Annotated in this window: 20 protein-coding genes; 12 read left to right on the top strand and 8 right to left on the bottom strand. The window is 66.9% G+C overall.

What is annotated here, in order from left to right; all coding sequences use genetic code 11:
* The 6 genes from AC1DKV_RS36425 to AC1DKV_RS36400 all read left to right on the top strand — a co-directional run.
* Positions 1–409: phosphatase PAP2 family protein (locus tag AC1DKV_RS36425; RefSeq protein ID WP_477139291.1), on the top strand; the 409-nt coding region annotated here is incomplete at its 5' end.
* On the top strand, positions 406–1095 hold the full coding sequence (locus AC1DKV_RS36420) for an ABC transporter ATP-binding protein (RefSeq protein WP_477139290.1): 690 nt from the start codon (positions 406–408) through the stop codon (positions 1093–1095). The genes AC1DKV_RS36425 and AC1DKV_RS36420, both read left to right, overlap by 4 nt.
* Positions 1092–1889 (top strand): ABC transporter permease, encoded by a 798-nt coding sequence (locus AC1DKV_RS36415; protein WP_477139289.1) that lies wholly within the window; start codon positions 1092–1094, stop codon positions 1887–1889. Before AC1DKV_RS36420 ends, AC1DKV_RS36415 begins: the two co-directional genes overlap by 4 nt.
* Before the next feature lie 33 nt (positions 1890–1922).
* Complete coding sequence (locus AC1DKV_RS36410) at positions 1923–2594, top strand: response regulator (protein ID WP_477139288.1); 672 nt, start codon at positions 1923–1925, stop codon at positions 2592–2594.
* On the top strand, positions 2591–3907 hold the full coding sequence (locus AC1DKV_RS36405; protein ID WP_477139287.1) for an ATP-binding protein: 1317 nt from the start codon (positions 2591–2593) through the stop codon (positions 3905–3907). Before AC1DKV_RS36410 ends, AC1DKV_RS36405 begins: the two co-directional genes overlap by 4 nt.
* On the top strand, positions 3904–5685 hold the full coding sequence (locus AC1DKV_RS36400) for a glycosyltransferase family 39 protein (RefSeq protein ID WP_477139286.1): 1782 nt from the start codon (positions 3904–3906) through the stop codon (positions 5683–5685). Before AC1DKV_RS36405 ends, AC1DKV_RS36400 begins: the two co-directional genes overlap by 4 nt.
* A gap of 53 nt (positions 5686–5738) precedes the next feature.
* Here the strand turns inward: AC1DKV_RS36400 and AC1DKV_RS36395 are convergent, their stop codons facing one another.
* From AC1DKV_RS36395 to AC1DKV_RS36375, 5 genes are all read right to left on the bottom strand, one after another.
* Positions 5739–6503 (bottom strand): fumarylacetoacetate hydrolase family protein, encoded by a 765-nt coding sequence (locus AC1DKV_RS36395; protein WP_477139292.1) that lies wholly within the window; start codon positions 6501–6503, stop codon positions 5739–5741.
* Between the two features lie 93 nt (positions 6504–6596).
* Positions 6597–8045 (bottom strand): MFS transporter, encoded by a 1449-nt coding sequence (locus AC1DKV_RS36390; protein WP_477139285.1) that lies wholly within the window; start codon positions 8043–8045, stop codon positions 6597–6599.
* Positions 8046–8157: 112 nt separating this feature from the next.
* Positions 8158–9684, bottom strand: coding sequence for an amidase family protein (locus AC1DKV_RS36385; RefSeq protein WP_477139284.1), 1527 nt, complete (start codon positions 9682–9684; stop codon positions 8158–8160).
* A 104-nt stretch (positions 9685–9788) separates the two neighbouring features.
* On the bottom strand, positions 9789–11093 hold the full coding sequence (locus tag AC1DKV_RS36380; RefSeq protein ID WP_477139283.1) for an MFS transporter: 1305 nt from the start codon (positions 11091–11093) through the stop codon (positions 9789–9791).
* Between the two features lie 118 nt (positions 11094–11211).
* Positions 11212–12432, bottom strand: a complete 1221-nt coding sequence (locus AC1DKV_RS36375) for a pyridoxal-phosphate-dependent aminotransferase family protein (RefSeq protein ID WP_477139282.1) — start codon at positions 12430–12432, stop codon at positions 11212–11214.
* A 180-nt stretch (positions 12433–12612) separates the two neighbouring features.
* Here AC1DKV_RS36375 and AC1DKV_RS36370 point away from each other — a divergent pair, with 180 nt between their 5' ends.
* A complete protein-coding gene (locus AC1DKV_RS36370) occupies positions 12613–13332 on the top strand; it encodes a GntR family transcriptional regulator (protein ID WP_477139281.1) in 720 nt (239 codons plus the stop codon).
* 103 nt (positions 13333–13435) lie between these two features.
* Complete coding sequence (locus AC1DKV_RS36365) at positions 13436–14122, top strand: aspartate/glutamate racemase family protein (protein WP_441621806.1); 687 nt, start codon at positions 13436–13438, stop codon at positions 14120–14122.
* Positions 14123–14223: 101 nt separating this feature from the next.
* On the opposite strand, the gene AC1DKV_RS36360 is transcribed toward AC1DKV_RS36365, so the two are convergent.
* Positions 14224–15162: a LysR substrate-binding domain-containing protein gene (locus tag AC1DKV_RS36360; RefSeq protein ID WP_477139280.1), complete on the bottom strand. Its 939-nt coding sequence runs from the start codon at positions 15160–15162 to the stop codon at positions 14224–14226.
* A 150-nt stretch (positions 15163–15312) separates the two neighbouring features.
* Between AC1DKV_RS36360 and AC1DKV_RS36355 the strand changes: the two genes are divergently transcribed.
* The 4 genes from AC1DKV_RS36355 (at position 15313) to AC1DKV_RS36340 (ending at position 20442) form a co-directional block, all read left to right on the top strand.
* Entirely contained in the window at positions 15313–16512 is a 1200-nt protein-coding gene (locus AC1DKV_RS36355; protein ID WP_477139279.1) for a fumarylacetoacetate hydrolase family protein, read from the top strand.
* Positions 16513–16644: 132 nt separating this feature from the next.
* Complete coding sequence (locus AC1DKV_RS36350) at positions 16645–17976, top strand: MFS transporter (protein WP_441621800.1); 1332 nt, start codon at positions 16645–16647, stop codon at positions 17974–17976.
* Positions 17977–18082: 106 nt separating this feature from the next.
* Positions 18083–19639: a UxaA family hydrolase gene (locus tag AC1DKV_RS36345; RefSeq protein WP_477139278.1), complete on the top strand. Its 1557-nt coding sequence runs from the start codon at positions 18083–18085 to the stop codon at positions 19637–19639.
* Between the two features lie 68 nt (positions 19640–19707).
* Positions 19708–20442, top strand: coding sequence for a TetR/AcrR family transcriptional regulator (locus tag AC1DKV_RS36340; RefSeq protein WP_477139277.1), 735 nt, complete (start codon positions 19708–19710; stop codon positions 20440–20442).
* Positions 20443–20444: 2 nt separating this feature from the next.
* Here the strand turns inward: AC1DKV_RS36340 and AC1DKV_RS36335 are convergent, their stop codons facing one another.
* Positions 20445–21830, bottom strand: coding sequence for an efflux transporter outer membrane subunit (locus AC1DKV_RS36335; protein WP_441650023.1), 1386 nt, complete (start codon positions 21828–21830; stop codon positions 20445–20447).
* A gap of 4 nt (positions 21831–21834) precedes the next feature.
* On the bottom strand, positions 21835–22104 hold a 270-nt coding region (locus tag AC1DKV_RS36330), incomplete at its 5' end, for an efflux RND transporter permease subunit (RefSeq protein ID WP_477139276.1).

Raw genomic sequence — 22104 nt, 5'->3', positions numbered from 1 at the left:
CGCTGTGTGCGCCGCCGCGCTCGGCGCGCTGCTGCCGATGCCGCGCCCGTTCATGGCGGGTATCGGCCATACCTACCTGGCGCATGCCGCCGACGCCTCGTTCCCGAGCGACCACGTCACGCTGCTGGCCACGCTCGGCTTCGTCCTGGTCCGCGCGCGCAGCGCCGGCTTGCGCGTGAGCGGAGCCGGCCTGCTGGCGGCCGCGGCCGCCACGGGCTGGGCGCGTGTCTACCTCGGCGTACACTTTCCGCTGGACATCGCCGGCGCGTTCGCGCTGGCGGCGTGTTGCGCGGCCATCGCGGCGGGCGCGTCCACCCGCCCGCTGCTTGCCACGCTCACGGCGCGTGCCGAGCAGCTTTACCGATACGTACTGGCCAGACCGATCGCGCGCGGATGGCTCAACCCATGACACTGGGAGACCCGATGGCGCCCGTTGCGCAGCGTGCCGCCGGCAATGGCGTGCCCTCCCCTGTGTTTGCCGTGCCTCCCGCGGCCGCCAGCCTGGTCGTCAGTRGGGTGGTAGGCGTCGGGCGCGGGCCGTTCAGCCTTGCCGTGGAGCCTGGCCGCTGCGTGGTGCTGTCCGGCGCTTCCGGCGCGGGCAAGAGCCTGCTGTTGCGCATGATCGCCGACCTCGACCCCAATCGCGGCGATGTCAGGCTGGGCCTGGTGCCGCGCGAAAGCATGAGCGCGCCGGCCTGGCGGCGCCAGGTCATGTACGTGGCGGCGGAGTCCGGGTGGTGGGGCGACGACGTGCTCGACCACATGGAAGATGCGGCGGCGGCACAGGCACTGCTGGCCCGCCTGCACCTGCCGCCGGACATCCTGCAGGCCGCCACGGCGCGCCTGTCCACCGGCGAGCGGCAGCGCCTGGCCCTGATCCGCGCGCTGGTGCGCCGGCCGCGCTTCCTGCTGCTTGACGAGCCGACCTCGGCGCTGGACGCCACCGCCACGCTCGCCGTGGAAGCCCTGCTTGACGATTGCAAGGCGCAGGGACTCGGGCTGCTGGTGGTGTCGCACAATCCCGCCCAGGTCGCGCGGCTGCAAGACCGCCACTACCGCCTCGGCGCCACCGGGCTGGAGGCGGTGCCGACATGACCCCGATCCCGCTCTCGGCCTACGATCTGGCGCTGGCCAGCCTGCTTGTGCTCGGCGGCGCCGGGGCATCGCTGGCCATGTCGCTGGGCGTGCACCGGAGCCTGCTCTGGGCCGCCGGCCGCATGGTAGTGCAGTTGCTGCTGGTCGGCCTGGTGCTGCGCACGGTGTTCGGCCTGTCCTCGCCGCTGGCGACCGCGCTGACCGTGACGGCCATGATCGCGGCCGCCGCGCGCGAGGTAGGCAGCCGGCAGGAGCGGCGCCTGGCGGGCCCCTGGCATGCGCTGATCGGCGCCGCCGCCGTGAGCCTGCCCACTCTGGTGGTGACCGTGCTGGCGCTGACCACGGCGTTGCGCCCCACGCCCTGGTACGACGCCCGCCATGCCATCCCGCTGGCCGGCATCATCCTCGGCAACGTMATGAACGCCGCCAGCCTGGCGCTCAACGGCGCCTTTACCGCCGTCTGGCATCAGCGCGCGGCGATCGATGCGCGCCTGGCGCTGGGCGACGACCGCCATGCCGCGCTGCGCGTGATCGTGCGCCAGGCGGTGCGCAGCGGTATGCTGCCCACCATGAACACCATGGCCGCGGCCGGCATCATCACCATGCCCGGCATCATGACCKGCCAGATCCTGGCCGGCATGGACCCGATCGCCGCGGCGCGCTACCAGATCCTGCTGATGTTCCTGCTCGCCGGGGGCAGCATGCTCGGCGTGATCCTGGCCGCCACGCTGGCGGTGCGGCGCCTGACCGACCACCGCCAGCGCCTGCGCCTGGACCGGCTGCAGCGGCGCTGACGGCGACCCATCAACGTACAAAGGACCCCTGCCATGCGCCYGCTGCTGGTGGAAGACGACCCGATGATCGGCGAAAGCGTGGAGGAAGGCCTGCGGGCCGAAGGCTATGCGGTTGACTGGGTCAGGGACGGACGCCTGGCCGATGCCGCGCTGGCCGCCAATGCCCCCGGCACCTACGACGCCATGCTGCTCGACCTGGGCCTGCCCGGGCGCTCCGGCGAAGACGTGCTGCGGCAACTGCGCGCGCGCGGGCTGGCGCTGCCAGTGCTGATCCTGACCGCGCGCGACGCCACCGCGGACCGCGTGCGCGGACTCGACGCCGGGGCCGACGACTACCTCGTCAAGCCGTTCGATCTAGACGAACTGTTTGCCCGCATCCGCGCGCTGCTGCGCCGCAGCGCCGGGCGCATCAGCAGCGAGCTGGCCCATGGCCGCGTGCGCCTGGACCCGGCCACGCGGGAGGTACGCTGCGCGGGCGAGATCGTCGCGCTGTCGATGCGCGAGTTCATGGTGCTGCAGGCCCTGATGGAACAGCCCGGCCATGTRGTCTCCCATGAGCGCMTGCGCGAAGCCGTCTACAACATGAACGAGGAAATCAGCAGCAATGCGGTGGAAGTCCATATCCACGCGCTGCGCAAGAAGCTCGGCGCGGACTTCATCCGCAACGTGCGCGGTGTCGGCTACAAGCTGGGAGGCTCGGCATGAGGACGATCCGTGCCCAGTTGCTGGCCGGCCTGCTCGGGGCGATGCTCATGTGCGCCCTGGTGGCGGGCGCGGGCGCATACTTCAAGGTAAGGCGAGAAGCCAGCGAGGTCTTCGATGCGCAACTGGAGCAGGCAGCGCGCATACTGCCGCCACACCTGGCGAGCGAAACCACGCCGCCGCTGGGCGACCACGAACTGGACGAGGAGATCGTGGTACAGGCCTGGGACGTACAGGGCCGCCAGGTCTACGCCTCGCATCCGATCTCGCTGCCGCGCGCGGACCTGCCKGGCTTCCATGACCTGCGCGCGCAAGGCCGCGAATGGCGCATCTACGGCGCGCACGTCGGCGAGCGCTATGTGCAGGCCGCGCAATCGCTGGTGTTTCGCCGCAAGCTGGCGGCCTCGCTCGCGCTTGGCGCACTGCTGCCCATTGTGGTGCTGGTCYCKGTGCTTGGCCTGCTGATCCACTTCGTGGTGCGGCGCTCGCTGCGCCCGGTGGAGGAGATCGCGCGCGCGGTCGGCAGCCGCTCGGCCGACAGCCTGGCGCCGCTCGACGACAGCGGCCCGCCTGAACTGGTGCCGGTGGTGGAAGCGCTCAACGCCCTGCTCGACCGGCTCAGGCAATCGATGGACACCCAGCGTGCGTTCGTCGCCGATGCCGCGCATGAGTTGCGCACACCGCTCACGGCGCTCAAGCTGCAGTTGCAGCTCGCCCTGCGCGCCGACAGCGCTGACAAGCAGAAGCTGGCGCTGGCCAAGCTGGGCGACCGCCTGGACCGCACCACCCACCTGGTKGCGCAGCTGCTGACGCTGGCGCGCAGCGAGGACAGTACCTCCGCGGCCCAGTCGCTGGTCGGCGACGTGCGCCTGCACGACGTGGCCGTGCAGGTGGTACGGGAGCTGCTGCCCATGGCCGAAGCCAGGGAGGTGGACCTGGGCCTGGAAGCCCGCGACCCCGAATGCCGGGTGCGCGGCGTGGCCGGCGATCTGTTCATCCTGCTGCGCAACCTGGCCGACAACGCGATCCGCTACGCCGGCGCCGGCGGCCGGGTCGACCTGCGCATCGAGCTGGCCGATGGCGCGCCCGTGCTGGCCGTGACCGATACCGGCCCGGGCATCGCGCCGGCCGAGCGCGACAATGTGTTCCGGCGCTTTCACCGCGGCAATGCCAGCGACGCGCACGGCAGCGGGCTGGGCCTGGCGATCGTGCAGAACATTGCCACGCGCCATGGCGCCACGGTGCGGCTGGAAGACGGCCCGGCGGGCCGCGGCCTCACCGTGGCCGTGGTGTTTCCGGCGCAGGGCAGCGCATGAGCGATCACAAGCATCCGATGCAAGACCGATCTCCCACTCGCGTTCACACCGAGGTTCACCCCGAAGATCACGCCAACGCGCAACCCCGCGGACCCGAGTGGCTTGCCCGGCCGGTGGCGGGCCTGCCGGCCGGCATCTGGCTGCTGGCAGGCCTGGCGGTGCTGCTGCTGTGGTTCGGCACGCTCGGCGCCCGCCACCTGCTCAGCTCCGACGAGGGCCGCTATGCCGAGATCTCCCGCGAGATGTTCGCCACCGGCGACTGGGTCACGATCCGCTACAACGCGCTGAAGTACTTCGAGAAGCCGCCGTTCCACATGTGGGTCACGGCGCTGTCGTACACGCTGTTCGGCGTGGGCGACTGGCAGGCGCGCCTGTGCGTGGCGCTGTCGGGCATGGTGGGGCTGGTGGCGTCGATGTTCGCGGCGGCCCGCTGGTACGGCAAGCGCGCGGGCCTGCTKACCGGCCTGGTGCTGGTGGCCGCGCCGATGTGGAGCGTGGCGGCGCATTTCAATTCGCTGGACATGACGCTGTCCGGCGCCATGGCCTGCGTGCTGGCCTTCATGCTGGTGGCCCAGCATCCCGCGGCCACGCCGGCGGCGCGCCGCTACTGGATGTGGGCATGCTGGGTGGCGATGGGCGTGGCCATCCTCAGCAAGGGGCTGGTGGGCATMGCGCTGCCCGGGCTGGTGCTGGTGGTCTACACGCTGATTTCGCGCGACGTCGCCCTGTGGAAGCGTCTGCATCTCCTGACTGGCATCGCCTTGATGCTGGCGGTCACCGTGCCGTGGTTCTGGCTGGTATCGGCGCGCAATCCCGAGTTCCCGCACTTTTTCTTCATCCACGAACACTGGCAGCGCTATACCTCAACCGTGCATTCGCGCGGCGGGCCGGTCTGGTATTTCGTGCCGCTGCTGGTGGCGGGATTCCTGCCCTGGCTCGGGCTGGCGCCGCGCATGTGGGCGGTGCTGCGCGACGACCGCGCGGCGGCGCGCACGGCGACGTCACGGCAGTTYCGCCCGCCGCTGCTGCTGGCGGCCTGGGCCGGCGCGATCTTCGTCTTCTTCAGCCTGTCGGGCTCCAAGCTGCCCGGCTACATCGTGCCGGTCTTCCCCGCCCTGGGCATGCTGGCCGCCATTGCGCTCGAGCGCATCGACGACCGCGGCTGGCGCCGCCAGGTCAGCGGCATGATGGCGATCATGGTGGTCGGCCTGCTGGCCAGCCCGGTAGTGGCCACGCTGCATTCCAACCACACGGCCAACGCCGACTACCGCCGCTACGCGGTCTGGGTGGCGGCCGCGTTCGTCGTGATGCTGGCAGGGCTGTGGCCCGCCCGCCGGCTCCTGCGCACCCATGGCCGGATGGCCAGCATGCTGGTGTACTCGCTCGCCTTGTTCGCCGGATTTACCACGGCGCTGCTCGGGCACGAATCGATCGGTGGCCCGGCCTCCGGCGCGAACCTCGTGCCGGCGATCCGGGCCGTGCTCACCGACGACATGCCGATCTACGGCGTACGCACGCTGGATCACACGCTGCCGTTCTACCTGCGCCATGCCACCGTGATGGTGGAGCACCCGGACGAACTGGAGTTMGGCACGCAGCAGGAGCCGGAAAAATGGCTGCCGACACTCGATGCCTTCATCGCAAAATGGCAGGATGGCCAGCATGCCGTGGCGATCATGTCGCCCGAAACCTACCGCCTGCTGCAAGAGCGGAAGGTGCCGATGTCCAAGATCGGCGAGGACAAGCGMCGGGTGGCAGTGAGCAACTTTGCGCCGTAGGATCGCCTGATCCGGCGTCTGTGCTGGCCACGGGGGCGTGTCCTCAGCCCTCCTCAGAGCTGGACCGAGGCGTGTCCGATGCCATCGAACTCCGCGGTCACGAGGTCGCCTTCGGACGCGTCGAGGATGCCCACCCAGGTGCCAGTGGTGACAACCGTACCAGCCTCCACGCGTCGTCCCTCGCGCGTGGCGTGGCGCAGYCACGCAAGCAGTCCGTAGGCCGGATCGCCGAGCGCATGGGTGCCGCGGCGCTCGGTCGCTTCGGTGCCGATCTGCACCCGGCAACGCTGGGTAGCCCAGTCCCGGCCGACATAGTCACGCCACTCTCCGAGCACCAGTGCGCCATGTGACTGCAAGTCGGCGAGCTTCAGCAGGGCTGGCGCGGCCACGTACTGCTGCCAGCGCGAATCGACGACTTCAATGGACACCGCCATCGCATCGACCAACGCCCCCGCGCCGGCGCGGTCAAGACTGGCCGCTTGCGCGGCGTCGACGCTGCGACCGATCCGCAGCGCAATTTCAGCCTCGATGCCGCGCCTTGTGAAGGGCCAGTCGCCGGCCTGCGCGGGACTGGCCCACACGCCGGCTGACGGCAGCTGCGCATGTGTCAGCGTCGCGTCACGCGAAGCACCCCCGGATTTCCAGTAGGCGGTGCCGGCGTCTTTCCAGCCCAGCGAACGCGCCACGATCGCCTGAACGGCATAGGCCTGGTCGGCGTTTTCAAGTGCGGTGGCGAAAAGCTCCGCATCGGCGCAACGGCGCTCGCCCCGCGCGCTGAGCAGCGCCTGCGCAACCCGGTCGATATTGGATGATGTCATGCGTTCAAGTACCTCTTCAAATGTGATGAATATCGCCTTCAGCGCCGCTCGCCGGCGAGCGTGCAACGCGCGCTGCGGCGAGCGGACCGGCTTTCACGACCGGATTGCACTCGCTGTACTGCCATCGACTGCCGGGCCGGCTTCGTCGTCGGCGGCGGTCTCACCCATKGCGCGCCCGAAGGTTTCCGGCGCGAACTGCACGCTCAACGCAAACACGGCGTACATTGCAGCGAGCATGCTGAACATGCCGCCAACACCATGGCTTTCAAACACGCGGCCACTGACCAGCGGCGTCAGCGCTCCCGCCAGCGTGCCAAGCGCCAGGATCACCGAGGTGCCGAATGCGCGCACATGGGTCGGATATTGCTCCGGCGCGAAGATCCAGATCGAGGTGTTCAGCAACACCACACAGAACGTAAAGGCGGCGCCAAATAGCAGCACCAGCGCTACGTTATAGGTCAGGAAGCCGAAGCACAGCCCGGCCGCGCAGGCCAGCCCCGCGCCGACCGTCAGCACGCGCTTGCGCGGAAAGTGATAGCCGCAGTATGACGCCGCCAGCGCGCCAAACAGACTGCCGCTTTGCATCACCATGGTAAAGAGAAAGCTCTTCGAGATGGTGTAGCCCTGCGACATCAGGATGGTCGGCATCAGGGTCAGCACCGAGATCTGCGCGCCGTAGGTCATCGATACCGCAATGCCCAGTGCGATCGTGCGTCGCCCCAGTCGCCCCCTGAAGATATCGCTCAACCGCACCTTGGTGCGCGGGGCGTCGTCCTGCACCGCAGCCTTGATATAAGGTGTCGGCTCCCCGTCGAGCTTGCCCAGGCGGCCGGACGCGAGGACCGACAGCACCCGGTTAGCTTCATCCACGCGCCCCTTGGACAGCAGGAAGCGCGGCGTCTCGGGGATAAATCGCCGGTAGAACACGACAAAGAACGCCGGCAGCACCAGGCAAGCAAACAGCCAGCGCCAGCTGTCCGGCCCCGGGAACAGGGCGAACACGGCCAAGCCGAAGGCCGGGGCCAGCATATTGCCCAGGCCACCGCTGCCCACGCTGACCATCCCTACCGCGGTACCGCGGAAGCGCGTCGAGCACAATTCGGCCAGCATGGTCACGGCAATGGAGATTTCGCCGCCGAGGCCGATGCCGACAATGAAGCGGCCCGCCGCCAATACCCCATAGTTGGGTGCCAGCGCGCAGATGATGGMGCCCAGCGTGAACAGCAGCAAGTTCACGCTCAGCATMGTGCGCCTGCCGTAGCGGTCCGCGATATAGCCGGAGCCGATGCGCCCCAGCGCGGCGGCGCTGAAGGTCAGCGTATTGAGGAAGCCAATTTCCGCGACCGAGATTCCCCACTGCTCTCGCAATATGGGGCCGACCAGGCCAACGGCGTTCTGCTCGAAGACGTCGAACATCACCCCCAGCATGATCAGGAAAATGATCTTCTTGTGCGAGGCCGTTACCCCGATGCCATCCATGGCCCGGTCGAGTTCGTGCTGCTGTGGGGAATTMGGCGATTGAACTACAGTTTCTGCGCCCATCTTTGTCTCCTCCTCGTTGCGAGGGTGTCGCGGTATGTCCGCGACCTTGTCGCCGCCGTGTCCGGCGGGCGTTTGTAGAGCAGCGATAAAACTTCGTTCCGACGGCTGTTCGCTATGCCAGCGCTGGTGTCGAGTGCGGTGGCCGGCGCGCGCGCAACGCCTGCTCCGCGGCAAAGGCAAGCCGTATCAGCACGGGTTCCGTGAAAGGGAGGCCAAAGAACTCCAGTCCGACCGGCACGCCCTGGCGTGCATGGCCGTCCGGTGCCGAAAACCCGGCCGGAATGACAATGGCCGGAAAGCCGGTGGCCGATGCGAGCACACCATTGCGCTCTGCCTGGGTCTCGCCAACCGGCACCACCAGGCGCCGCTGGTGCGGAAACGCCAGAGCGTCGAGCCGATGACGCGCCATCAGGTCCTGCAGCCGCTCGCGCAATGCCTGCTGGCGCCGCAGCCGCTCGCGGTACTCGCGTTCCCGACCGCTCAGGGCAGCAGCGGTAACCAGCGTTYCCGCCACGCTCGGATGGACCTCCCCCGCGGCGATGATGTCCTTCATCGAGCGCACTGGCACGCCGGGTGCCATCCCCTTCAGGTAGGCGTCGAGATCGCGCTCCATCTCGTAGTGGTGCACAAGCGTGGAGGCCAGCAATTCGTCCGGGCTGATGGCGTCTTCAATCGCGACGAGCTCGGCGCCCTGGGCAGCGATCACCGACAGCGCTGCMTGCATGACGGCGTTGACGGGACGGTGCACCTCCTGGTMGCCGAAGAAATGGCGCAGCACGCCGATGCGCGCGCCCTTGAGTCCATCGCGGTCAAGGCTTGCGGTGTAGCTCGCCGGAATGTGCGGCGCGCCCACGCTGGTGACCGGGTCGGCATCGTCATAGCCGGAAATGACATCGAGCAGCCGCGCCGTATCGGCGACGGTGCGGGTGATCGGGCCGATGGTGTCCTGCGTCAGCCCGCACGGGACCAGCCCCGACCGGCTGACCAGCCCCATGGTCGGGCGCAGGCCAACCAGGCTGTTTGCAGAGGCCGGCGAGCGGATCGAATTGACGCCGTCGGTGCCGATGCCCAGCAAGCCGAAGCTGGCGGCGATGCCGGCGCCGGTGCCGCCGCTGGAACCGCCAGGCGTGCGCGTCAGGTCATAGGGGTTCAGGGTCTGTCCAGCCAGGGTGCTGACCGTCTCGCCTCCCGAGGCGAGTTCATGCAGGTTGGTCTTGGCCAGKACGATGGCGCCGGCCTCGCGCAGGCGGCGGATGACAAAGGCATCGCCGGCGGACAAATTTCCGCGCAGGCAGGCGGCGCCCGCAGTGGTTGCCATGCCATCGCATTCGATGTTGTCCTTGACCAGCACCGGGATGCCGTGCAGGGGCGCAAGGGCCTGTGACGGGTTGCGCCCGGCGATGGCGTCGATGCGCGCGGCCTCTTCCAGCGCGAGCGGATTGCATTGCAGGATGCTGCGCAGCATGGGACCGCTCTGGTCATACGCCGAAATGCGGTCCAGGCATTCGCGCGCCAGCTGGAGCGCGGTCAGCCGGCCCTCCCGCATCGCGGCATGCGCGCTGGCAACGGTAGCTTCCACCACGCTGAACGGGGCGTGATGTCGCGGGCCGTCCGGCCCCGGTTCGTACGAGTTTGTCATGAGAGCTTCCATGCGCCGGCAAGGGCGCGCGAAGTGTTGACGAAGGTTGCTGTGGTGCCGGGGATGCGGAGCCAGGGCGCAACGCCCGCGCCCCGCATCACCTGCTATCGGTTGACCAGCTTGGCGGGCAGCGTCCAGATCGCGAAGGCGCCAAGGATCAGAATCCCGGCGATCATGTAGTAGGCGCTATTGCCGCTCTGGGTMACGTCGCGGAGGTAGCCGATMATGTAGCCGCTGGTAAAGCCGGCGAGATTGCCGATCGAGTTGCTCATGGCAATCGCCGTCGCCGCCGCCGCGCCGCTGAGGAATGCCGTCGGCAAGGACCAGAACAGCGGCGTGCAGGTCAGGATACCGGCTGCGGCGATCGACAGGAACACCAGGGACAGCGCGGTGCTGTGCATGACCCAGGGCAGTGCCAGGAAACCGATCGCCCCCATCATGCAAGGGATGATCAGGTGCCAGCGCCGCTCGCGGTGCCTGTCGGCGCTGCGCCCGAAGTAGTACATCGCGACGATCGCCGCCATATAAGGGATGGCGCTCAGCAAGCCGATATGGAAAGGGTCGCTGACACCGGTCGACCTGATGAACGTGGGCAGCCACAACGTGATGCCGTACTGGCCCGTGACATAGCAGAAGCAGATMAGGCTGATCAGCCAGACGCGAGGGTCGGTGAATACCTTGCCKACGCGCGCCTGCGGATCCGCCGCCTTGACGTCCTCGGTCTTTGCCTGCTCGAGGACTTGTTTCTCTTCGCTGGTCAGCCACTTTGCCTTGGCAATGGAGTTGTCCAGGTAGTAGAAGCAGAAGCATCCGAGCAGGACTGCCGGTACCGCCTCGATGAGGAACATCCACTGCCAGCCGCTCCAGCCGGCCACACCCGCCATGCCGCCCATCAAGTACCCGGACAGCGGATTGCCGATGATGCCGGACAGCGGCGAACCCATGCAGTAGATGGCCATGATCTTGGCGCGCCGGTGTGACGGGTACCAACACGACAGGTAGTACACGATGCCCGGCGTGAAGCCGGCTTCGGCCAGCCCCAGCAGGAAGCGCAGCGTGTAGAACTGGGTTGGCGTCTGCACGAACGCGAAGCACGCGGAAAGCAGCCCCCACGTGATCATGATCCGGCCGATCCAGATCTTGGCGCCAAACTTGTGCAATGCCAGGTTGCTCGGCACTTCGAACAAGAAGTAGCCGATAAAGAAAATCCCGGCGCCCAGCCCGTAGACGGTTTCGCTGAAGCCCAGTTGCTGCGCCATCTGCAGCTTTGCAAAACCTACGTTGACACGATCGAGATAAGCGATCAGGAAGCAGACCATCAGGAATGGCACAAGTCGCCAGCTCACCTTGCGATATGTCGCATCCTCGAACGTCCTGATCTTTGCTCCCGCCTGCAGTGTTGTATCCACAGCGTCTCCTCTGTTTTTTGTCAGGTACGGCAGTGCTGCGCTGATCCGTTGCGATCCGTCCCGGCAGGCGCGTTGGGCACGCGTGGCGCCCGCCCCTGTCCGGGATGGAGTGGCTACGTCAGGCCGCAGCCTTGAGCGGCAGCGGCGTGGCGTGCGCGGCGAGATAGTCCATGGCGGCCACAGTGCCGCTTGCCGCGACCGGCACGCCCGACATCTTCAGGCCCATTTCGCAGCCGGCCAGCGTGGCCATCAGCGTGAGGTCGTTGCAGTCGCCCAGATGGCCGATGCGGAACATGCGGCCCTTGACCTTGCCGAGGCCCGCGCCAAGCGACATGTTGAAGCGGTCATAGATGTTCCGGCGCACCAGGTCCGCATCGACCCCGTCGGGCATCATCACGCCGGTGAGCACCGGGCTGTAGACCGCCGGGTCAGCGCACTGGATCTCCAGGCCCCAGGCACTGACCGCGCGCCGGCAGGCTTCGGCCAGGCGCTGGTGGCGGGCAAACACCTGGTCCAGCCCTTCCTCCAGGATCATGTCGAGGGCTTCGGACAGGCCATAGAGCAGGTTCGTGTTGGGCGTATAGGGCCAGTAGCCGGTGCGGTTCATCTCGATGATCTCCTCCCAGCCCCAGAAGCTGCGCGGCAACCGGGCCGCGCGAGACACTTCGATGGCCTTGGGCGACACCGCATTGAAGCTGATGCCCGGCGGCAGCATCAGGCCCTTCTGCGAGCCTGACACGGTGACGTCCACGCCCCACTCGTCATGGCGGTAGTCGGCAGACGCCAGCCCCGAGATGGTGTCGACCAGCAGCAATGCCGGGTGCCCGGCCGCGTCGATGGCGCGGCGCACGGCGGCGATATCTGAAGTCACGCCGGTCGAGGTTTCGTTGTGCACCACGCACACTGCCTTGATCGCATGCGCGGTATCGGCGCGCAGGCGGGCTTCGATCATATCGGCCTGGACCCCGTGACGCCAGCCTTCCACCCCGGGCAATCCGAGGAACTCGGGGCGGATGCCGAGGTTTTCGGCCATCTTCTTCCACAGCGTGGCGAAGTGGCCGGTCTCGAACATCAACACCGTGTCGCCGGGACTCAGGGTGTTCGACAACGCCGCTTCCCATGCCCCTGTGCCCGAAGCCGGATAGATCACCACCGGCTGCGCAGTCTTGAAGATTTTCTTGATGCCCTCCAGCACCTTCAGGCCCAGGGCGCMGAATTCCGGCCCGCGATGGTCAATGGTCGGGTAGCTGATGGCGCGCAGGATGCGATCGGGCACCGKGCTCGGTCCGGGGATCTGCAGGAAGTGACGGCCGGCCGGGTGGAAGTTGAGATTCAGCATTTGACTCCTCCTTTTGAGTTTTGAATGCAAAATACTTTACCAGACAGACTTCACGAAGGAAGCGGCAATTTGCGTAGTGTTTACCCCGGCATGCCATATACGGCGCGGGTTTACGCGGATTTTTGAGTTTCGGTTAAGCGTCTGCTAAAATCGCATGCAAACGCCAAGAGGGAATTTTGAATGCTAAAACAAGAGGTCCAAGTGATGGATTCGCCGGCCCTGGTCCTGCCTAAGGTTKAACGCCAGCGCCTTCACGACACGGTGGTCGCTCACCTGCGTTCATTCATCGTCGAGGGGGTTCTGGAGCCGGGCCGCAAGCTCAATGAACGCGAACTCTGCGAGACCCTCGGCATCTCGCGCACGCCGCTGAGGGAGGCACTGAAGGTGCTTGCCGCCGAAGGGCTGATCGATATCTCGCCCAATCGCGGCGCGACCGTATCGCGCCTTACTACCGACGAGATACTGGATACCTTTGAACTGATGAGCGGCCTGGAAGCCTTCTCCGGCGAGCTGGCCTGCGAGCGCATCACGGCCGTCGAACTGGCGGAAATCAAGGCCCTTCACTATGCGATGCTGGCATGCCKGGCGAACGAAGACCTGCCCGGCTACTACCGCCTCAATCACCAGATCCATGACCAGATCAACCTTGCGGCACGCAACACCGCGCTGCGCCAGACCTATCTGTCGGTGAACCGGCGGCTGCAGGCATTGCGCTTTCGCTCGAACTACCAGAAGCCGAAATGGGACAGCGCCATCCACGACCACKAAGAGATGCTGCTTGCCCTGGAAACCCGCGATGGCAAGCGGCTTGCCGCCATCCTGCGCCAGCACTTGCTCAACAAGCGCGATGCGGTGCTGTTGATCCAGGCTGGCGCGGCCGGCGGCACGCCGCAGGCCTAGAACGCCAACGCCGGGAGCAGGCCATCTGTCGCGCGGCGTGCCTCTCAGGACGACCGCTTTGAACTTACCAGCGTCTTCTACGACTACTGACAACGCCAGCCCCATGCGAATCGCCCTCCTGAACCCCAATGCCAGCCAGCACATCACCGACCGCATGCTTGCGCAAGCCAGGCGGGCGACCGGCGACACATGCGAGATTTTCGGCTTGACCAACGCCGCGGGCCCCGCGGTTATCCGGTCGCGGGTGGACAATGCCGCGTCAATCGATGGCCTGCTGAAGATGGCGCGGACGCTGGATGCCAATGTCGATGCAGTGATTCTCGGGGTTTCGATGGACACGGCCCTTTACGCACTGCGGCAAATGCTGACTGTCCCCGTCGTTGGAACGACCGAAGCGGCCCTGGCCACGGCAAGCATGATAGGCGGCAGGATCGGACTGTTGACGATCGGCCCTGCCTTGACGCCGTTGTACCGCGAACTGGCGGCCTCATACGGTTATGCCGGGCGCGTGGCTGGCATCCGCGGCATCGAAACGGCGGCCCCATATGGCGCCGGACTTGCGGACGAGGCCGGCGCAATGATGCTCGATGCGGTGATGTCGCTCAGCCGGGAAGACGGTGCGGACGTTGTCGTCACCGTGGCCGCTGCGTTATGCGGGTACGTACCGGCGATCGCCGCCCAGGCAGACGTGCCGCTGCTTGACGGCATCGCTTGCGCGGCCGTGCAGGCAGAGGCGCTCGCAAAACTAGGTCCTCGCAAGGCTGCCTACGGCTCGTTCGCCACGCCCTGACGACTGAACCGGCTGGCGGACACGGACCTGTGCGTGCGCGCTTGGAGTGCTCCTCCGCAACCGGTTCGTCGACCTTGTAACCCTGCGATCCCCGCCCTGTCTCACCGGGCCGCCGCCCGCAGCGCCGCCATGAACTGCTGCATGGCCTCCGACGGCAACTCATGCTTGCGGATGACAATGCCGTAGCTCGACATGGCGCGCCGGATCGGCACCGGCACGTGCGCCAGCATGCCTTCCGCGACGAAGCGCTCGACCACGGCGCGCGGCTGCAGCGAAAGCATATCCGTCGCCTGCAGCAGTTCCAGCGTGGAAAAGATCGATGGTGTCTCCACCATGCCGACCAGGCCCTGGATGCCCGCCGCCGCGACGGTTTCATCAAACAGTTGCCGGATGGCGGTGCGCTGCGGATAAAGGATCCACGGCCATGCGCCGATGTCGGCAATTTCCAGCCTGGGCCGGTCCAGCAAGGGATGTCCCGGCCGGCAGACGACCCAGACCGGCTCTGGTGACAGCGCCTCGAAATMGAAGATCGCCTGGTGCCGTGGCTCGGTGAGCCGCCCGACCATGATGTCCAGCTTCCGGTCTTCCAGCCAGATCGCGAGCTGGTCACTGCTCTGCTCGATCAGCTTGACGACCAGCCGCGGGCGCTGCTGCAGGATCTCGCGGATCGCCGTAGTCACCACCTGCGCGGCCGACGCCGAAATCGCACCAACGGTGAGGTGGCCGTGCCCGCCGGCTCGCAGCGCTTCCAGTTCGCTCACGAACTTGCCGAGCTCGGCCAGTGCGGTCGACGCGTAGCGCAGCGCGAACTCGCCCAGTTCGGTCGGGCGCATATCCCTTGGCAAGCGATCGAACAGCCTGGCCTGCAGGGTGTCTTCAATGTCGCTCAGTATCTTGGTGGCAGCCGGCTGGGAAATATGCAACTGCTCGGCCGCGATGCGCAGGTTGTGGCTGCGTCCCAGCACATCCAGCAGCTGCAGGTGCCGGAAAYGCAGCTTGGCKAGCACGGCGGAAGGGGCGGAAGCAGTTTGTCTGGGCATAAACGGGGTAAACCCGGTCGAATCAATAACTAAACGGAATTGATTCTACCCAATAATCGATTGGATGTTTATCGGACTGCCACGTAGAGTTCCATCCAACGCCGCGGTGATCACGGCGCTCATGACAACAACATCAGGTGGAGACAATCGATGACATTGCCGCTCGCGCTCAGCGCCAAGCAAACGCTTCCTGCCGACGGGCTGGCGGGGACGCTGGTCKGCCGCGCATGGATCCCGGCCGGTGACGGCGCGCCGGCGGGTCCGGCCGTGGTGGTCCTGCGGCCGGATKGTGTATTCGACATTTCCGATGTCGCTCCGACCATGAGCACCCTGCTCGAACACGACGACCCGGTCACGGTGGTTCGCAATGCGCGCGGGCGCTTGGTCGGCACGCTCGACGAGCTGCTGGCCAATATGGCCGGTCCCCGCGGCGGCGACGCTTTGGCCCGCTTGCTGGCACCATGCGACCTGCAGGTGATCAAGGCGGCAGGCGTGACCTTTGCCGGCAGCCTGGTGGAGCGCGTCATCGAGGAGCAGACCAAGGGCGACCCGCAAGGCGCCGCCGAGGTCCGCAGCCGGATCTGCGCGCTGGTGGGCGAGCGCCTGTCCCGGATCCGGCCCGGTTCCCGCGAAGCGGGCGAACTCAAGGCCTTGCTGATCGAGCATGGCATGTGGTCCCAGTACCTGGAGGTGGGTATCGGCCCGGACGCCGAGATCTTCACCAAGGCACCGCTGCTTTCTGCGCTCGGCACCGGTACGGAAATCGGACTGCATCCCGGCTCGGCATGGAACAACCCGGAACCCGAGATCGTGCTGGCCATCAACAGCCGCGGTGATGTGCCCGGCGCCACGCTGGGCAATGACGTCAACCTGCGCGATTTCGAGGGCCGCAGTGCGCTGCTGCTGGGCAAGGCCAAGGACAATAACGGCTCCTGCGCGATCGGGCCGTTCCTGCGCCTGTTCGACCAGAGCTTTTCGCTGGACGACGTGCGGCGGGCGACCGTGGACCTGCGCGTCGATGGCCCGGACGGCTTTGTGTTGTCCGGCACCAGCTCGATGGACCAGATCACGCGCGACCCGCTGGAGCTGGCCGAGCAGGCAATGGGCGCGACCCACCAGTATCCCGATGGCGCGATGCTGTTCMTGGGTACGCTGTTCGCGCCGGTGGAAGACCGCGACACCGCTGGCGGCGGTTTCACGCACAAGGACGGCGATCTCGTCACCATCTCCAGCCGCCAGCTTGGCAGCCTGGTCAACCGCGTGGGCCGAAGCGACCGCATCGCTCCGTGGACGTTCGGCGTACGCGCCCTGATGGCCAACCTGGCCGCGCGCGGCCACACCAACTTCTGAACGGCGCTTGCTGAACGGKCGCCACGGCGCCCCGCCCTGAACACAGCAGCTATCCTCGCGCGAGCAAAAGACGGGGATGCCGCAATCCATGACATGAGGCCGCGACGCGCGGCTTCGTACCGGAGACAACCCATGCAGACTCAAGCTGCCAAACACGATCCGCTCGCAAGCGCGGTAAGCAAGGCACGCCTGCGCCTCGCGCCTTTCCTTGCGCTGATGTTCGCGCTGTCGATGCTCGACCGCTCCAATGTCGGCTTCGTCAAGCAAGCCCTGATGGTCGATTCGAATATCGGCAACGCGGCCTATGCGCTTGGCGCCGGCATCTTCTTCATCGGCTACGCCGTCTTCGAAATCCCCAGCAACCTGATCCTGCACCGGGTCGGCGCCAGGATCTGGCTCAGCCGCATCATGGTCACCTGGGGGCTGGCGTCCGCGGCCATGATGTTCGCGCACGACCAGACCTCGTTCTACGTGCTGCGCTTTATCCTTGGCGTGGCCGAAGCSGGCTTCTCGCCGGGCGTGATCCTGTACTCGACCTACTGGTTCCCTGCCAGCCAGCGCGGCAAGGCGCTCGGCATTTACTACTTCGGCTTGCCAGTGGCACTGGTGCTGGGCGGGCCGCTCTCGGGGCTGCTGCTCGAAGTGATGGGTGGCCACCTGGGCCTGCGCAACTGGCAATGGATGTTCATCATCGAAGGCCTGGCGGCGTCGGTGGTGGGCGTGATCGCCTTCTTCTACCTGGTCAGCAGGCCGCGCGATGCCAAGTGGCTGGACGCCGACGAGAAGACCGCGCTCGAAGCCGCGATCGCCGCGGAAGACAAGCAGAAGACCGCGCACGGCCCGGCCACCGCACTGGGCGCGCTGGGCAACTGGCAGGTGCTGCGTTTCGTCGCCATCTACTTCGCCATCCAGGTCAGCGTCTACGGCGTCATCTTCTACCTGCCGACGCGCATTTCCGAGCTGACCGGCACGGCAATCGGCGCCAAGGTGGGCCTGCTCACCGCGATTCCGTGGCTGTGCGCCCTGATTGCCCTGCGCCTGATCACCAGCATCGCGGACGCCAGGGGCAAGCAACGGGAATTCGCCATGGCCATGCTTGCCATGGCGGCCACGGGTATTGGCCTGTCGACGCTGGGGCATGAACTGGTGCCCGTGCTGATGGCTTTCTGCCTGGCTACTGTCGGCTTTGTGGTGGTCCAGCCGCTGTTCTGGACACTGCCCACCGCGTATTTGAGCGGCACTGCAGCGGCCAGCGGCATCGCCCTGATCGGCGCGCTGGGCAATCTCGGTGGCTTTATCGCGCCGACGCTGAAAACCGCGGTCGAATCCGCGTTCCATAGCCAGCAAGCGGGCATGCTGGCCCTGGCAATCGCGGGCGTAGTCGGCGTGCTGCTGCTGACGAGCGTCGGCGCACGGGCCCGCCCCTCCCCGGCGTTGCCGCTTGGTTCCTCCGAGGCGGCCTGACCGCTTCCCGTATTCCCTGCATCCAGACACCTGACATGACCATCCCCGGACTTCACGATATCGGCGGCGAACGCCGTGCCGCCGCCCCCCTGCCGGAGGCCGCAGCATGAGCGCCGTCCTGGAACAAGCCGCAGCAGTAGCCGGCGAACCCGTCATACGTCTGCATCCGGATGACGATGTCGTCATCGCGCGTGCGCAACTGGTGGCGGGCGTGCGCCTAGGCGCAGGCCTGGTGGTACGCGGCCTGGTGCCCGCGGGGCACAAGCTGGCAGTGCGCGCACTCGAGGCCGGCGCGCCGGTGCGCCGCTACGGACAGGTGATCGGCTTCGCCACGCGCCCGGTCGCGCCAGGCGAGCACGTCCACACCCATAACCTGGCCATCGGCGAGTTCGAGCGCGACTACGCGTTTGGCGCCGCCAGGCGCCCTGCCGCCGTGGCGGCGCAGCGCGCGCAATTCATGGGCATCGTCCGTGGCGACGCGCGGGTCGGCACGCGCAACTACATCGGTATCCTTACGTCCGTCAATTGCTCTGCCACCGCGGCACGCGCCATCGCCGAGCATTTCCGGCGCGAGATCAATCCGCAGGCGCTGGCAGACTACCCGAACGTGGATGGCGTGGTGGCCCTGACGCACGGGCAAGGCTGCGCCGTGGATGGCGAAGGCGAAGGCCTGGCGCTGCTCCGACGCACGTTGGCGGGCTATGCGCGCCACCCCAACTTCGCAGCCGTGCTGATCGTCGGGCTGGGCTGCGAAACCAACCAGATCGACGGCCTGCTCGACAGCGAGGGACTGGCACGCGGTGCCGCGCTGAAGACCATGACCATCCAGGCCACCGGCGGCACGGCCCGTACGGTGGCGGCGGGCATCGAGCAGATCAAGGCGATGCTGCCCGACGCCAACCGGGTGCGACGCGAGCCCGTCGATGCCAGCCACCTGCTGGTCGGACTGCAATGCGGCGGCTCCGACGGCTATTCCGGCATCAGCGCCAATCCCGCGCTTGGCGCGGCGGTCGACCGGCTGGTGGCGCACGGGGGCACTGCCATCCTGTCCGAGACCCCGGAGATCTATGGCGCCGAGCATTTGCTGACGCGCCGTGCCGTATCGCCGCAAGTCGGGCACAAGCTGCTCGACCGGATCCGCTGGTGGGAAGCCTACTGCGCACGCATGAACGCCAGCCTGGACAACAACCCGTCCGCCGGCAACAAGGCGGGCGGGCTCACCACCATCCTGGAGAAGTCGCTCGGTGCCGTGGCAAAAGGCGGCACCACCAACCTGGTCGACGTATATGGCTACGCGCAGCGGGTGGAGGCGGCTGGACTGGTCTTCATGGACACCCCTGGCTACGATCCGGTCTCGGCGACCGGCCAGGTGGCTGGTGGCGCCAACCTGATCTGCTTCACCACCGGGCGCGGCTCCGCCTATGGCTGCGCGCCGGCCCCGTCCCTCAAGCTCGGCACCAATACCGCCTTGTGGCAGCGCCAGCAGGAGGATATCGACATCAACTKCGGCACCGTGATCGATGGCTCGCAGTCGATCGACGAACTGGGGGAAGTGATTTTCAGCCTCATGCTGGCGACGGCTTCAGGACAGCGCTCAAAGAGCGAATTGCATGGCTACGGCCAGAACKAGTTCGTTCCCTGGCAGCTTGGCGCGATCACCTGATCACGACACCCGTCTTGGTGCATGCGATTCACCGGCGGTCTTCATGGCATCGACACTAGCTCAATACCGTGAGCAACGCGAGCTTCAAGGACCCCGGGTTCCGCAAGCGCCGGGAGGCAATCGGAACGCCTGTGGCTGGTCTTCGTCGCTATAATTGGCACGTGGCTCACACACTGCAGCCGACGAAGACCATACTCCCGACTCCACGGCCCGCTCAGATGGGATATTCACAAGCTGACAAGCAAAGTTCGCACGCACGTATMGTGGAAATCGCAGCCCGGCGTTTTCGCGTCCACGGCTTGCGTGGCATCGGCGTGGCGGAAATCATGAAGGAGGCCGGCCTCACKGTCGGCGGCTTCTACAAGCACTTCGATTCTCGCGAAGCGCTGATTCGGGAGGCCATGACACAGGCGTTCCTCGATACCACCGCATGGCGCGCAAAGGCACGCGCCGATCTTCGCCGTGCCGTGCGCGAATACCTGGCCGAACCCCATCGCGACAACCTGGAGACCAGTTGCGCCATCACCGCTTTCCTCAACGACGCCGACAAGACCGGTGATGCGCCGCATGCCTTGTACACGGCGCGCCTGCAACAACTGCTGGCGCTGATTACCTCGCTGCTACMGCCCGAAAACCAGCCAAAGGCCGTGGCCCAGGCCAGGCTGATCTGCAGCGCCTGCGTCGGGGCGCTGGCCATGTCCCGTGCGGTCGACGACCCGCGGCTCTCGCGCGAACTGCTTCACACGGTCGCCGACCAGCTGATGGCGCTGATCCCATCTCGCGGCGCCGGCGACCGCGCCTGACACTACTCGGTCTGCCAGCCACCCCCGGCCGCCGCAAAGATCCGCACCAGATCCTTGCGGAGATCCGCATCGGACGTCGCCTGCCGCGACTCGGCTTCCAGCAGGTCTCGTTCGGCCACGAGCACGTCCAGCAACCCGACGTAGCCATACTTGTACTGCATCCGCGCCAGTTCGGCAGCCTTGCGGTTCTGCGTCACGCCTGCCAGCAGCGATGCATTGCGCACGTTCTCGTTCAGGTAGCCGGATAGCGCGTTCTCCATGTCTTCCAGCGCATCTAGTACGGTCTGCTGATAGCTGAGAAAGGCCTGGGTCTGCCTGGCATCCGCGGCGTTGATCTGCGACCGGATGCGGCCAAAGTTCAGCACCGGCTGAAGCAGGCCCGCACCAATGCCCCACGGCGTGGAGGAGAATGGCGTGGCATTCTGCGCGCCGAAGAAGGCCGTCAGCGAGATGTTCGGGAAGAGTTCCGCCACGGCCGCCCGCCTTGCCGAGATGGTCGCCGCGAACTGGCGCTCCGCGGCGCGTACGTCAGGGCGTTCCGCCAGCACCGTCGCCGGCGCCGATACCACGATACCGTGATCGATGGCCTGCCACGGCTGCGCTGTCGCCAACGTCGCCGCGAGCGTGCCAGGCGGCCGCCCGAGCAGCGTCGCCAGCCGGTTTGCCGCCGCGTCGTAACCGGTGCGCAGCGCGGGCAACAGCGACTCGGTGGCCGACACCTGCGCGGCGGCACGCTGGACGTCGAAGTTGCTGACAAGCGCGCCGCGTTGTTGTGCCTGGATCAGTTCGAGCGTGCGTCGCTGGCTGTCAAGATTGCGTTGCGTGAGGTCCAGCTGACGATCGACGTTGCGCAGTTCAAAGTAGGTGCGGGCCACCTCGGCCAGCAACGCCACACGCACGGCCTGCCGCGTCGCCTGTGTCGATTGCAGGATCGCCGTCGCCTGTGCCGTGCGTGCCTGGTTGCGCCCGAACAGGTCGACCTCCCACGCTGCGGAAATCGCCACCTGATTGATCGTCACCGCGTGATCGTTGGTCACGAAGCCACGATTGGCGCGCTCGCTGCTGGCCGATGCATTGACCTGCGGTGCCAGCGCGGACTGCGCCAGCAGCCGGCCGGCGCGCGCCTCTTCCACGCGCGCCGTGGCAATCGCGAGTGATTTGTTGCCTTCCAGCGCCTCGGCCACCAGCGCGTCGAGGGTCGGGTCGCGGAAGCGCGACCACCACTTCTGATCGACGCTGGCATCCTCGTCCCCTGCKACAAGATAGTCACTTGCGCCCTGCCCGCCGGCCAGTTTCGGCCATTGCGACGGGCTCGCGATATCGGACGATTGCGGACCGGGAGGGGTCGTGCATGCCGCCAGCAGCGCAGCGGCGGCCAGCACGGTCATCGCCTTAAGCTTCAACATGGTGATGCACCTTTTCAGTCTTGGTGATGCGTTTCTCCAGGGCACGCACCATTACATAGAAGATCGGCGTCAGGAACAGGCCGAAGAAGGTCACGCCGATCATGCCGAAGAACACCGCCACGCCCATGGCGTGCCGCATCTCGGCGCCGRCGCCGTGCGAAAGCACCAGCGGCAGCACGCCCATGATGAACGCGATCGACGTCATCAGGATGGGCCGCAGGCGCAGGTGCGCGGCCTCCACCGCTGCCGCGAAGGT

This window comes from Cupriavidus sp. 05T41, from assembly GCF_056396525.1.
The sequence above is the reverse complement of the archived record's forward strand: the minus strand, read 5'-3'. Positions and strand labels throughout refer to the sequence as shown.

Bases quoted from the DNA above. Each gene is read 5' to 3' on its own strand.
- AC1DKV_RS36365 (WP_441621806.1), top strand. From the start codon at position 13,436: ATGCGAATCGCCCTCCTGAACCCCAATGCCAGCCAGCACATCACCGAC.